General features: G+C 65.8%; 11 protein-coding genes. 5 read left to right on the top strand and 6 right to left on the bottom strand.

What is annotated here, in order from left to right; all coding sequences use genetic code 11:
- Positions 1-106: 106 nt before the first annotated feature.
- The 4 genes from guaB to A9O65_RS01635 form a co-directional block, all read right to left on the bottom strand.
- On the bottom strand, positions 107-1576 hold the full coding sequence (gene guaB, locus A9O65_RS01620; RefSeq protein WP_064699116.1) for an IMP dehydrogenase: 1470 nt from the start codon (positions 1574-1576) through the stop codon (positions 107-109).
- A gap of 135 nt (positions 1577-1711) precedes the next feature.
- Positions 1712-2743, bottom strand: coding sequence for an ABC transporter substrate-binding protein (locus A9O65_RS01625; protein ID WP_244534445.1), 1032 nt, complete (start codon positions 2741-2743; stop codon positions 1712-1714).
- Positions 2740-4140, bottom strand: a complete 1401-nt coding sequence (locus tag A9O65_RS01630; RefSeq protein ID WP_064701160.1) for a sensor histidine kinase — start codon at positions 4138-4140, stop codon at positions 2740-2742. The genes A9O65_RS01625 and A9O65_RS01630 overlap by 4 nt, the downstream gene beginning before the upstream one ends.
- Complete coding sequence (locus tag A9O65_RS01635; RefSeq protein ID WP_064701161.1) at positions 4137-4805, bottom strand: response regulator; 669 nt, start codon at positions 4803-4805, stop codon at positions 4137-4139. Before A9O65_RS01635 ends, A9O65_RS01630 begins: the two co-directional genes overlap by 4 nt.
- Before the next feature lie 132 nt (positions 4806-4937).
- Here A9O65_RS01635 and A9O65_RS01640 point away from each other — a divergent pair, with 132 nt between their 5' ends.
- From A9O65_RS01640 to xseA, 5 genes are read left to right on the top strand one after another with little or no spacing between them, the layout of a single operon-like run.
- A complete protein-coding gene (locus A9O65_RS01640) occupies positions 4938-5924 on the top strand; it encodes a Bug family tripartite tricarboxylate transporter substrate binding protein (protein WP_064701162.1) in 987 nt (328 codons plus the stop codon).
- Positions 5921-6367 (top strand): tripartite tricarboxylate transporter TctB family protein, encoded by a 447-nt coding sequence (locus A9O65_RS01645; protein ID WP_064699111.1) that lies wholly within the window; start codon positions 5921-5923, stop codon positions 6365-6367. The genes A9O65_RS01640 and A9O65_RS01645 overlap by 4 nt, the downstream gene beginning before the upstream one ends.
- A 12-nt stretch (positions 6368-6379) precedes the next feature.
- Complete coding sequence (locus tag A9O65_RS01650) at positions 6380-7894, top strand: tripartite tricarboxylate transporter permease (RefSeq protein ID WP_064701163.1); 1515 nt, start codon at positions 6380-6382, stop codon at positions 7892-7894.
- 55 nt (positions 7895-7949) lie between these two features.
- Complete coding sequence (locus A9O65_RS01655) at positions 7950-9002, top strand: AbrB family transcriptional regulator (RefSeq protein ID WP_064701164.1); 1053 nt, start codon at positions 7950-7952, stop codon at positions 9000-9002.
- 36 nt (positions 9003-9038) lie between these two features.
- Entirely contained in the window at positions 9039-10406 is a 1368-nt protein-coding gene (gene xseA / locus A9O65_RS01660; protein WP_064701165.1) for an exodeoxyribonuclease VII large subunit, read from the top strand.
- A gap of 163 nt (positions 10407-10569) precedes the next feature.
- Here xseA and glrR read toward each other — a convergent pair whose 3' ends face one another.
- Together glrR and A9O65_RS01670 are read right to left on the bottom strand one after the other, a co-directional pair.
- On the bottom strand, positions 10570-11961 hold the full coding sequence (gene glrR, locus A9O65_RS01665; protein ID WP_064701166.1) for a two-component system response regulator GlrR: 1392 nt from the start codon (positions 11959-11961) through the stop codon (positions 10570-10572).
- 14 nt (positions 11962-11975) lie between these two features.
- Positions 11976-12521: a hypothetical protein gene (locus tag A9O65_RS01670; protein ID WP_064701167.1), complete on the bottom strand. Its 546-nt coding sequence runs from the start codon at positions 12519-12521 to the stop codon at positions 11976-11978.

The raw sequence follows: 12521 nt of genomic DNA on the forward strand, positions 1-12521 counted from the left end.
CGACGCTCAGGCGAGGCGAATCGTGGCGAGACAGCGGAGTTTACATGCTGGTAAATGAGCACGTTGAGCCGCGATTCAACACTGCCTGAGCGAGCGCAGATGATTCTTACCCTGCCCGGTAGTTGGGCGCTTCCTTGGTGATCTGCACGTCGTGGACGTGGGACTCGTTGAAGCCGGCGCCGGTAATCTTCACGAACTCCGGCTTGGTGCGCATTTCTTCGATGTCGCGGCAGCCGGTGTAGCCCATGGAAGCCCGCAGTCCGCCCATCAACTGGTGAACGATGGCGCCCATCACGCCCTTGTAGGGCACGCGGCCTTCGATGCCCTCCGGCACGAGTTTCTCGACACCTTCGCTCTTGTCCTGGAAATAGCGGTCGCTGGAGCCCTGGGTCTGCGCCATCGCGCCCATGGAGCCCATGCCACGATAGGCCTTGTAGGTCCGCCCCTGGTAGAGCTCGACCTCACCCGGCGCCTCTTCGGTGCCGGCCAGCAGGCCACCCACCATCACGCAGCTGGCACCGGCGGCCACGGCCTTGGCCAGATCGCCGGAGAAGCGCACGCCGCCATCGGCGATCAGCGGCACGTCGTAAGGCTTGAGCGCCTCGGCCACATTGGAGACGGCGGTGATCTGTGGCACGCCGACACCGGCCACCACGCGGGTGGTGCAGATCGAGCCGGGGCCAATGCCCACCTTGACGCCATCGGCGCCCGCCTCGGCCAGCGCCTTGGCCGCCTCCGCGGTAGCAATATTGCCACCGACCACCTGAATCTGCGGGTAATGTTCCTTCACCCAGGCCACACGCTCGATCACGCCCCTGGAATGGCCATGAGCCGTGTCGACGATGACGGCATCGACACCGGCTTCCACCAGGGCGGCAATACGATCGGACGTCTCGGGGCCAGTGCCCACGGCAGCGCCGACCAGCAGGCGGCCGTCGCTGTCCTTGGCGGCGTGCGGGAAAGTGCGCGCCTTCTCGATGTCCTGGAAGGTGACCAGGCCGCGCAGACGGAAATCGTCATCCACCACCAGCATCTTCTCGACGCGATGCTCCTGCATCTTGCCCTTGATGACGGCCAGCTCGGTGCCTTCGGCCACGGTAACCAGCTTCTCGCGGGGCGTCATGATGTCGGCGACGCTGTCGCCGTGATTGGGCTGGAAGCGCATGTCGCGCTCGGTGACGATGCCGACCAGGGTTTCCCCCTCCACCACCGGAAAGCCCGAGAAGCCATATTCCTTGGCCATGGCCAGCAGGTCGGCCAGCTTGGCCTTGGGCCCGACAGTCACCGGATCCTTGACGATCACGCTCTCGTGCTTCTTGACCTTGCGCACCTCGGCGGCCTGCTGCGCGATGGTCATGCTCTTGTGGATGATACCGATCCCGCCTTCCTGCGCCATGGCGATGGCCAGGCGGGCTTCGGTCACGGTGTCCATGGCGGCGGAAACGAGCGGGATATTGAGGAAGAGGTTGCGGGTCAGGCGAGTCCTGAGGCTGACGTCCTTGGGCAGGACATCGGAGTAGCCGGGTACGAGTAATACGTCATCGAACGTAAGAGCTTCTTGGGCCATACGTAGCATAGTCGGCAACACCCAGTGCGCTGTGGGAGGAGGGAGTAAAGTTAATCAACCATTATAACGCGGCCCACCGAATTCGGGCAATGTGGTGGTGCTTTCTGCTGTCTTGGCTGCTCGCACCGCCTTCTCCTGAGGCCCTCAGCGACGGCGCTGGAATTCGCGGCGCCAGCGTGCCATGAAGGCGGCGCGGCGCTGCGGGTCGACGAAGGCCAGCAACGACGCATTGATCGGAATGGGATACAGCTGATCGCCGACCTGATCGCGCAGCCGCTGTGCCGTGTAAGGGCCGCTGACATCCGGCCGTACGCTGAACAGCGGCGTCTGCCCCGCCAGCACGCGCTGCCCTTCCCGGCTGAGCAGAAAATCGACAAACTCGCCGGCGCGTCGTGGATGCGGAGCATCTCGATGAATGAACACCATGCGCATCATCACCAACGAGTAATCCTGAGGCACCTGAACGATCACTTCGGGATGATGCTGGGCCCAGACCATGGCGTAAGACCCCAGCAGGTTGTAGCCCAGCCAGTAACGACCCTCGGTGATGCCTTGAAGCATAGCGCGGGTATTCTCCTCGAGGCGGGCATCGACGTTGCCCATGGCCGCGACCAGATCCCAGAAGCGGGGCGTGTAGCGCGCGTCCTGCTGGAAAAGGGTATAACCCACACCGCTGCGCGCCGGCGAATAGGTAGTCACCTTGCCGCGCAGCATGTCCTGCCGGGTGGTCAGCAGCGTATGCAGGTCGGCATGCGTCGAGGGCGGCATCATGTGCCGCGGCAAGTCGAGCCGGTAGGCCATGACGATCGGCTCGAAGGTGAAACCGAACACCTCATCGCGCCACTTGGCCCAGTCCGGCCAGGCCCGCGCCTCCCGGGAACGCAGGGGACGTGCGTAGTCCTGGTTGACGCGCGCCATCTGCCAGGGCATGGCCGAGCTGATCACCACGTCGGGCGCCGGATCGGCCCGCTCGACCAAGGTATCGACCTCGAGGGTAGACCGGTCGTGAAACCTCAGCTCGATATCAGGGTGAGAGCGTTCGAAGGCGTCGAGTAACGGCGCGACCACGCGCCGATCGAGCGCCGCCTCGACAACCAGCGTCTCGGCGGCAACAGCCTCGCTGAACGAGGCGACCAACAGGCCGATGAACACGGCGAGGCGTCGCGCTCGCATCATGGCTCCTCCCGGCTCGACAGGGTAAAGTGCAGCGCCACACGAAGCCCTCGAGGGTCAAGGTTGCTCACATGCCAGTCGGCGCCGTGGCGCTTGGCGATGGAATCCACCACTGCCAGCCCGAGTCCGGAGCCCTGAGTGTCCTGACGTCCTCCTCGTTCGAAGGGATGATGCAGGCACTCGAGCAACTCGGCCGGCACGCCGGGGCCATCGTCCTCGATGTAGAGCGTTGCCGTGCCGGCATCGAGTTCGATGCCCAAGGTAATCTCGCTGCCCGCCGGGGTATAGCTCAGGGCATTGTCGATCAGGTTGCCCAGCAGTTCGCGCAGCGCCCAGGGCGACCCCAGAATGACGGCCGGTCCGACCGGCAGTTCGGCCAGCCCCAGATCGTGATCCCGGGCAGCATCCCGACCAGCCCAGTCGAGCGTCACCTCGCGCAGCATGGCCGCCAGGTCGAGGCGCGTCATGTCACCGTCGCCACCGACATGGCGCAATCGCGCCAGGCTCAGCAACTGGCTGGCCAGCCGGCTGGTGCGCGCGGCACCCTCGTTGACATCGACCAGGGCCGCCCGCCATGCCGCCGGGTCATCATGGGCAAGCGCCAGCTCGCTGGCATTCTGCAGGCCGGCCAGCGGTGTCTTGAGCTGATGGCTGGCATCGGCGGTGAAGCGCAGCAGAGCGTCGCGGCTGTCGCGCTGGTGGGCAAACAGGGTATCGAGTGTCTCGGCCAGTTCGCGCAGTTCCTCGGGCACGCGGGCATCCAGCGGCCCCATGTCATCGGCATCGCGGCGGCGCAGCAGTTGCCGCAGCCGGCGCATCGGCGTCAGCGCCACCCGCATGGCCAGCAGCATCAGCAAGCCGGCGAGCAGCACCATGGCCAGAAAGCGTGTCACCGCGCGCTCGAAGAGCTCCCCCGCCAGCGCCCGGCGACCGGCCATGGTGTGCCCTACCCAGATCTGTACCGGGTCCTGAGTTTCCCAGCCAGCCGAATCGTATTCCCGCCCGTACAGGCGCCAGTCCTCCCCACGCCAGGTCAGGTCGCGCCAGAAGGGTTCACGGGCGGCGTGACGCTGGTCGGCCGGGTCGATCTCGAGCGCCAGGTTGGCGGAAATACGCTTCCCGTCGGCATCCAGCACCGCATAGAACACGCGCTCTTCGTGACGGGTGGAGAGGATCTGCAGCGCCGCCGCCGGAATCTCCAGCACCGGCTCGCCCTCCCGCCATTGCACCGACTCGACGATGGTCAGGACGGCAGCTTCCAACTGGCTGTCATAGGCACGCTGCGCCGCGCGCTGCGCGCCCAGGTAGGCCTCGATCATCAACAGGGTACCCAGGCCGGTCACCGTGACCAGCAGCCAGATCGCCAGTCGACGCTTCAGCGAGCCGTCGACCTCGATCACGTCCGCGCTTCCTCAAGGCGATAGCCCAGCCCCCGGAAGGTACGGATGCACAGTCCACTGCCCTGCAGCCGCTTGCGTAACCGGCTGACGTAGACCTCAAGGGCGTTCGAGCCCACCTCGCCGAAACCGAACAGGCGACTTTCCAGCATCTCGCGCGGGGCAATGTCGCCCGCCTGGGACAGCAAGCCTTCGAGCAACAGCAGTTCGCGACGCGGCAGCTCCAGCACGGCCTCGTCGAGGGTCACGCGTCCGGAGGCCGAATCAAAACACAAGGGCCCCAGGCGCAGCAGGTTGTCGCTGCGCTGCTGACTGCGCCGGAGCAGCGCGCGTACTCGTGCCTCCAGTTCGGCGAGCGAGAAGGGCTTGGCCAGATAATCATCGGCGCCCAGATCGAGACCACGCACGCGGTCCTCCACGCCATCCCGAGCCGTGAGGATCAGCACGGGCGTCATGTCGCCACGCTCGCGAAGTGCCTCGAGCAGCGTCAGGCCATTGCCGTCGGGCAGCCCCAGGTCGAGCAGGACCAGATCGAAACCGCCCTGGCACAGCGCCGCGCTCGCCTCGGCGCAATGCGTGAAGACTTCCACGATGTTGCCGAGCGGCGCCAGGGCATTGTCCAGTGACCTGGCAATCAGCGGATCATCCTCGACGACGAGCAAACGCATGCGACCAAAGTCTCACAGAGCGATTCATGACATGACAGGTTGATGAAAGGTAGCGCTCCTAGGATCACTCCCGTCATCCCCGATGACGCCGAGGCCGCAGCCTCGATCACAACAAGAGAACAGGAGTTCGCCATGAAGATCAACACGACGCTACGCCACGCCTCCTGCCTCGCCCTGCTGGGCAGCCTGTTGCTGACCGGCAGCGCCCAGGCCCAGTCCGGCGAGACCGAATGCATCGCCCCGGCCAAGCCCGGCGGCGGCTATGACCTGACCTGCCGCCTGGCCGCCAACGGCCTGGAGGAAACCGGCCGCATCGACCAGCCGATGGTGGTCACTTACATGCCCGGCGGCATCGGCGCCGTCGCCTACAACCATCTCAATGGCGTGCGCACCGACGATCCCAGCCTGATCGTCGCTGCCAGTACCGGCGCGGCGGTCAACCTCGCCCTGAACAAGTTCGGCGATTACAGCGGCGACGAGGTCCGCTGGCTGGGCGCACTGGGCGTCGACTATGGCGCCATCGTGGTCAATGCCGACGCTCCCTGGGAAGACCTCGACGACCTGATGTCGGACCTCCAGGACAAGCCGGGCGAGATTGCCTTCGGCGCCGGCGGTACCGTGGGCAGCCAGGACTGGATGAAGGCGGCATTGACCGCCAAGGCCGCCGACGTTTCTCCGCAGAAGCTGCGCTACGTCGCCTTCGAGGGCGGTGGCGAGGCCCTGGCGGCACTGCTCGGCAACCATATCCAGGTCTTCACCGGCGACCTTTCCGAGCTCAAGTCGCAGCTCGAGAGCGGCAAGATCCGGGTGCTGGCCTCGCTGTCCGAGGAGCGCATGGGCGGCCCCTTCGCCGAGATCCCTACCGCCGCCGAACAGGGCTATGACGTCCAGTGGCCCATCTGGCGCGGTTACTACATGGGCCCCGAAGTCAGCGACGAAGCCTACTCCACCTGGGTCGAGCGCATGAAGGCGCTCTCCGAAGATCCCGAGTTCGCCGAGTTGCGTGAAGCTCGCGGCCTCTTCCCGATGTCCCGCTTCGGTGATGACTTCGATCAGTACGTCCAGCAACAGATCGCCAACTTCAAGTCACTGGCACAGGAAGTGGGGCTGGGCCAATGAGAGTGACGGCCGACAGGCTGTTGGGGATCGTCCTGTTGGGCCTGGCGGCACTTGTCGCCGTCCAGGCCCTGCAGTGGCAGATTCCTTTCAGCTATGAACCCGTGGGCCCCAGGGCATTTCCCCTGGGGCTGGCATCGCTGTTGTCGATCCTGGCCCTGGTGCTGGTGTTCAGGCCCGGCGCCAATGGGCACTGGCCGCATCGTGCCCTGGCCGTGAAGCTGTTGATGGTACTCGTGCTGCTGGTGGTCTACGCCACCCTGTTCACCCGGCTCGGCTACATCCCCGCCTCGTTGCTGGCGGCGACGATACTGGCCCGGCTGTTCGGTACGACCTGGGGCAAGGCATTGATCACCGGTGTCCTGATGGCCATCGGCAGTTACTTCCTGTTCACCAGTGGCCTGGGCATCTCGCTGCCCGACGGCTATCTGGCAGGCATCGTCTAGAGGAGCGTCAGCATGTTCGACTTTCTGATTCATGGCTTCGCTGTCGCCTTGACCCCCATGAACTTGGGGCTGGCCTTCCTCGGCGCCCTGCTCGGCACCCTGTTCGGCTCGTTGCCGGGCATCGGGCCCATCAACGGTATCGCCATCCTGATGCCCCTGGCCTATACCCTGGGACTGCCGGCGGAGTCGGCGCTGATCCTGCTCGCCGGGATCTATACCGGCTCGGAATACGGCGGCCGCATGTCGAGCATCCTGCTCAACGTGCCGGGCGATGCCGGTGCGGTCATGAGTACCCTGGACGGTCACCCGCTGGCCAAGAAGGGCCTGGCCGGGCCGGCACTCGGCCTCTCGGCGGTCAGTTCCTTCGTTGGTGCCACCATCGCCATCATCGGCCTCACGCTGTTCGCCCCGCTGCTGGCGGAGGTGGCCGTGATGTTCGGCCCCGCCGAATTCTTCGCCCTGATGGTGTTCGCCTTCGCGTCCATGTCGGTGATGATGGGAAAGGATCCACTCAAGACTGCCATCGGGGCGATACTGGGCATCCTGATCGGCACCGTCGGCGTCGACTCGGGTACCGGCGTGATGCGCTACACCTTCGGCATGGCCGAGCTCTACGACGGCATCGACTTCGTGGTGATGATCATCGGGCTGTTCGCCATCAGCGAGATCCTGCTGATGCTCGAGCAGGGCAACCGGCGCGATGGCCTGGACGAGGGCATTCCGCCTCTGGGGCGTGTCTTCGTCAGCCTCAAGGAGATTCTTGCCTGCAAGGGGGCCATGGGCCGCTCCGGCCTGCTGGGCTTCATCATCGGCGTACTGCCCGGCACCGGCGCCTCGGTGGCCAGCGCGGTGGCCTATACCACCGAGAAGCGCATTTCCGACAAGCACGATACCTTCGGCCAAGGCGACATGCGTGGTCTGGCAGCACCGGAGGCCGCCAACAATGCCTCGGCGGCGGGCTCCTTCGTACCCATGCTGACACTCGGCATCCCCGGCTCCGGCACCACCGCGGTACTCCTCGGCGCCCTGATGCTCTACAACATCACGCCCGGCCCGATGATGTTCACCGAGCGTCCCGAGGTAGCCGGCGGCCTGATCGCCTCGTTGTACATCGGCAATCTGGTCCTGCTGGCCTTGAACCTGCCGCTGGCCGGCCTCTTCGCCCGGGTGCTGACCATTCCCCGCTGGGTGCTGGTACCGGGCATCGCCCTGCTCGCCTTCGTCGGCGTCTATCAGTTGCATTCCGATCTCACCGCCATCTACCTGATGCTGGTCATCGGCATCCTCGGTTATCTGCTGCGCAAGCTTGGCATCTCGCTGGCTCCGGTGATCCTAGGCTATGTACTCGGCGGCCTGATGGAGCAGAACCTGCGTCGCGCCCTGTCGATCAGCGGCGGCGACATCGGTATTCTCTGGCAATCCGGCATCTCGGTGGGCCTGTGGATAGCGGCCGCCGCGCTGTTGATACTGCCCTGGCTGCTGCCGAAGCTGCTCGCCGGGCGCACTCGCCATAACCGTACCGGCTGATGTACGCTCCGGGCCCGCCCGACGGGCCCGATCCCTCTCGACTGGAGACCCCGACTTGCCCACCGCGCTCCCAGCCCTGCTTCGCTTTCTGCCCACCCTGGCGCTAGGCATCGTTGGTGGTGCTCTGGCCTTTGCCGTGAACCTGCCGCTGCCCTGGCTGCTCGGCGCCATGATCGCCACCACGGCGGCGAGCCTTTGCGGCGTACGACTACGTTCGCCGGGGCGAGGTCGCAAGGGTGTGCTGGTCGTGATCGGCGTGATGCTGGGTACCGCCTTCACCCCCGGCATGACCGGCGATTTGGGCCTGTGGAGTCTGAGCCTGGCGGTAATGCTGGTGGCCACGGCGGTGATGATGGCCTTCTCGGTGTGGTTCTCGCAGCGGGTCGCCGGCCACTCACGCGAGACTGCGCTGTACGCCGGCGTGCCGGGTGGCGTTTCCACGGTCACGCTGATGGCAATGGCCTCCGGGGCCGACCTGAGGGTCGTGGGCATGACCCATGCGATACGCATCCTGGTGGTGCTGTTGGCCATCCCGCCGGTACTCCAGGCGATCGGCCATGTCGACCTGGCAGGCGCCACACCTGACCTGGCCCAGTGGCTGTGGTTACCCGGTGCGGCCGATGCGGCCTGGCTCACCGTCGCCGGGCTCGGCGGCCTGTGGCTCGGGCGCCGCTTGCGCCTGCCCAATGCCCTGCTGTTCGGCCCGGCACTGGTCTCGGCGGCGCTGCATCTCACCGGCGTCACCCATGCTGCGGTGCCGCCCACGCTGCTCGCCCTGGCCCAGGTGATCATCGGCGTTTCGGTGGGCGTGCGCTTCGCCGGCACCTCACTGGCACGGCTCGGCCAGACGCTGGTGATGGCCTCGCTCCAGGCACTGGTGCTGCTCGTGATCGCCGTGCTCGCTGCCTGGATCGGCCACCTGCTGACCGGCTATTCGGCCGCCGCCGCCCTGCTCGCCTACATGCCCGGCGGTGCGCCCGAACTGAGCCTGGTGGCGCTGACACTGGACATCGACCCGGCCTTCGTGACCACTCATCACCTGATGCGCATCAGCGTGCTGGTACTGCTCCTGCCGGCGTTGCTCAGGATGATGGCACGGCGGGCATGATAGGCTAGGCAGCCCACGTCATTGTCAGGACAGACCATGTCATCCACCGCCGAACGGCCTTTGTCGGTCGAGACCCTCAACCGCAACGCTCGCCAGCTCCTCGAGAGCGGGATCGGCGAGGTCTGGGTGGAAGCCGAACTCTCCGGGGTCTCGCGGCCGGCCTCTGGCCATGTCTACTTCACGCTCAAGGATGAACGTGCCCAGTTGCGCTGCGCGCTGTTCCGCACCCGGGCTCGCTTCGTGACCACGCCGATGCGCGACGGGGATCGGGTCAAGGTGCGTGGGCGAGTCTCGCTGTTCGAGCCACGTGGCGACTTCCAGCTCATCGCCGAGGCCGTGCAACCGGCCGGCGAAGGCGAGCTGCTGGCCGCCTTCGAGCGTCTCAAGGCCAAGCTGGATGCCGAGGGCGTCTTCGCCAATGCCCGCCCCCTGCCGTTTCCACCCCGGCATCTGCTGGTGCTCACCTCGCCCACCGGCGCGGCGATTCGTGACGTGCTCGCCGTGCTCGAGGCACGCTGGCCACTGTCCCAGGTCACCTTGATTCCCGTGCCGGTTCAAGGCCGCGAGTCGGCCCCGGCGCTGATCGCCGCGCTCGGCATGCTCAACCGCCAATCGGCCCTGACCCCGGAACACGATGCCATCCTGATCACCCGCGGCGGTGGCAGTCTCGAGGATCTCTGGGCCTTCAACGACGAACACCTGGCCCGGGCCATCTTCCATTCCCGGCTGCCGGTCATGTCGGCGGTGGGCCATGAAGTCGACGTCACCCTGGCGGATTTCGCGGCCGACAGCCGCGCCCCCACGCCATCGGCGGCCGCCGAACGGCTGGTTCCGGACGCTGCCGCCCTGCGCCAGCGCCTGATCCAGCTCGAGGATCGACTGACCCGCTCGCAACGGGCCCGCCTGGATACCCAGGGCCAGCGGCTCGATCACCTGAGGGCCAGGCTGCGCCACCCCGGCGAGGTGCTGGTCTATCGCCGCCGCCAGCTCGAACAGTTGGAAGGCCGCCTGCACCGCGCCATGAACGCTGGACTGGCCGAACGGCGGGAACGCGAACGCCACCTGCGCCAGCGCCTGACGCTGCGTTCGCCACGAAGACAGGTAGAACAGGCCGAGCAACGCCTGACACTGGCTACCCGACGGCTCCAGCACAGCATGCCCCGTGCGCTGGCGCGACATCGCGAGCGCCTCACTGCCGTATCTCGCGAATTGCAGGCGGTCAGTCCCCTGGCGATATTGGGACGGGGCTACTCGATCCTCGAGACGCCCGACGGCCGAGTGCTCAAACGGGCCAAGGATACCCGCCCTGGAGAACGACTCGAGGCCAGGCTGGGAGAGGGACGCCTGGCGCTCGAAGTGTTGCCGCCTTCCGAGGCTCCCTCATCATCCGGCCACAAACAATAACAAGTATTATTTACATCATCGCCGATTGCGTTAACATGCCTGCCTGCATGACAGGCTGACAGTGCCAAGCATCGGGTGACCTTCGCTGTGCAACAGCCTTGTGTCCGTCATCCAGTGCTCGCTTGACGGCGCCCGCCCCGGGCGCCGTCCTTTCACCCGCCGCTCAAGCCCTGTTGGAGTAAGCGACGTTCGGCTTGAACGTCGAAGGTTCGAGTTCGTGCCGGGCCAGCAACTTGTAGAAATCCGTTCGGTTGCGGCCGGCGATCCGCGCCGCCTGGGTGACATTGCCCTCGGTGATCTTGAGTACCTTGATCAGGTAGCTGCGCTCGAACCCGGCCCGGGCGTCGTTGAAGGTCGGCAGAGCGTTTTCCTCGGCCACCAGGGCCTGGGCCACCAGCGCCTCGGGGATGATCGGCGAGCTGGTCAGGGCCACGCACTGCTCCACCACGTTGACCAGTTGTCGCACATTGCCCGGCCAGGCGCTCGACGCCAGCAGGTTGATAGCTTCCTTGGAGAAGCCCTTGACAAAGGGCTTATGGCGTTCGGCTGCCTGAGACACCAGATACTTGGCGAGCAACGGCACGTCTTCGGCACGTTCCTTGAGCGGCGGCAGCTTCAGGTTCACCACATTGAGGCGATAGAAGAGATCCTCGCGGAAATCTCCGTCGTGCATGGCCTGCCCCAGGTCGCGATGCGTCGCTGAGATCAGGCGCACGTCCACCGGTACCGAGGCGGTCGAGCCGAGGGGACGAATCTGGCGCTCCTGCAGGGCGCGCAGCAGCTTGACCTGCAGAGGCAACGGCATGTCACCGATTTCGTCGAGAAACAGCGTCCCGCCGTCGGCGGCCTGGAACAATCCCTGGTGATCGCTGATCGCCCCGGTGAAGGCCCCCTTGGCGTGGCCGAACAGTTCGCTTTCGAGGAGCTGCTCGGGCAAGGCGCCGCAGTTGATGGCGATGAAGGGCTTGTCGGCTCGCCGGCTGGCCTTGTGGATGGCGCCGGCCAGCAGTTCCTTGCCGGAGCCGGAAGGCCCGGTTACCAGCACGCTGACATCGGAGCTCGCCACCATTCTGGCCTGCTCGAGGATGCGTTCCATCTCCGGGCTACGGGTGATGATCGCCTCGCGCCAGCTGTCATCCTCGCCGGCCGCCGCCGACGTATGCGCCAGGGCATCGTCGATGGTGGTGAACAGCTCGTCTCGATCCACCGGCTTGGTGAGAAAGCCGAAGACCCCTTGGCGCGTGGCGCTGACGGCATCGGGAATCGAACCGTGGGCGGTGAGGATGATCACCGGCAACCCCGGCAGGCGCCGCTGGATTTCCTGGAACAATGCCAGCCCGTCCATCTCGTCCATGCGCATGTCGGACAGCACCAGGTCCGGGCGGCCGGTATCCAGATGCTTGAGGGCTTCCCGGCCACTCTCGGCGGTGGTCACGCGGTAGCCACGGCTCTCCAGCCGCATACCCAGCAGTTTCAGCAGGCTGACGTCATCGTCCACCAGCAGGATATGGGCAGCCTGGTCGGCGTTGGCGTGAAAGTGTCCGGTCGGGGTCATGTCATCTCTCCGGGTCATTCGTTCCGCTGTCGCGAATTGATATTTCGCTCGATGTCGGTCAGGGCATCGAGCTTCTGTGTCAGTGCCTCCTTTTCCGCCGCCAGGGTGCCTCGTGCCTCCTCGCTGTCAGCCAGCCGGTTCTGCTGCTCGCGACGACGTTCGACCTCGTTGAGCCAGTAACGCAACAACGGTTGTAATCGCGATGGGGCCGCATGCAGGTCGGCCTTGAACAGTTCGGAGGCCTGCTTCCATTGCGATGGCGGTCCCCAGGACAACACCACGGCCCTGGCCAGACGTTCCTCGGTCTGACTGCCGGCGAGACGCTCGCGCATGCGTTCTCGCCATTCACTGTCACCACGCTGGGCTGCCAGGCCGAATCCCACCCAGTCGCGCAACAGGCAGGCATCGTCGGCAAAGCCGGGGACTTCGGCATAGCAGCTTGGCGTGTCGTCTTGCCTCACGGAGGGTTCCGTCACGTTCTTCCGAGACTGCTCGGGCAACCACTGACAGCCCGCCAACCAGAGGGCGGCCAGGCAGATGGTCAAAGCTCGTGCGTTCAT

Origin of the sequence: Halomonas caseinilytica (genome assembly GCF_001662305.1) — a bacterium.
Classification (GTDB): Bacteria; Pseudomonadota; Gammaproteobacteria; order Pseudomonadales; family Halomonadaceae; genus Halomonas; species Halomonas caseinilytica.

Excerpts from the sequence above, each read along its gene's own strand:
- A9O65_RS01635 (WP_064701161.1), bottom strand. The coding sequence starts at position 4,805 with ATGCGTTTGCTCGTCGTCGAGGATGATCCGCTGATTGCCAGGTCACTG.
- A9O65_RS01625 (WP_244534445.1), bottom strand. The coding sequence starts at position 2,743 with ATGATGCGAGCGCGACGCCTCGCCGTGTTCATCGGCCTGTTGGTCGCC.
- A9O65_RS01640 (WP_064701162.1), top strand. The coding sequence starts at position 4,938 with ATGAAGATCAACACGACGCTACGCCACGCCTCCTGCCTCGCCCTGCTG.
- glrR (WP_064701166.1), bottom strand. The coding sequence starts at position 11,961 with ATGACCCCGACCGGACACTTTCACGCCAACGCCGACCAGGCTGCCCAT.
- A9O65_RS01670 (WP_064701167.1), bottom strand. The coding sequence starts at position 12,521 with ATGAACGCACGAGCTTTGACCATCTGCCTGGCCGCCCTCTGGTTGGCG.
- guaB (WP_064699116.1), bottom strand. The coding sequence starts at position 1,576 with ATGCTACGTATGGCCCAAGAAGCTCTTACGTTCGATGACGTATTACTC.
- xseA (WP_064701165.1), top strand. The coding sequence starts at position 9,039 with ATGTCATCCACCGCCGAACGGCCTTTGTCGGTCGAGACCCTCAACCGC.
- A9O65_RS01650 (WP_064701163.1), top strand. The coding sequence starts at position 6,380 with ATGTTCGACTTTCTGATTCATGGCTTCGCTGTCGCCTTGACCCCCATG.
- A9O65_RS01645 (WP_064699111.1), top strand. The coding sequence starts at position 5,921 with ATGAGAGTGACGGCCGACAGGCTGTTGGGGATCGTCCTGTTGGGCCTG.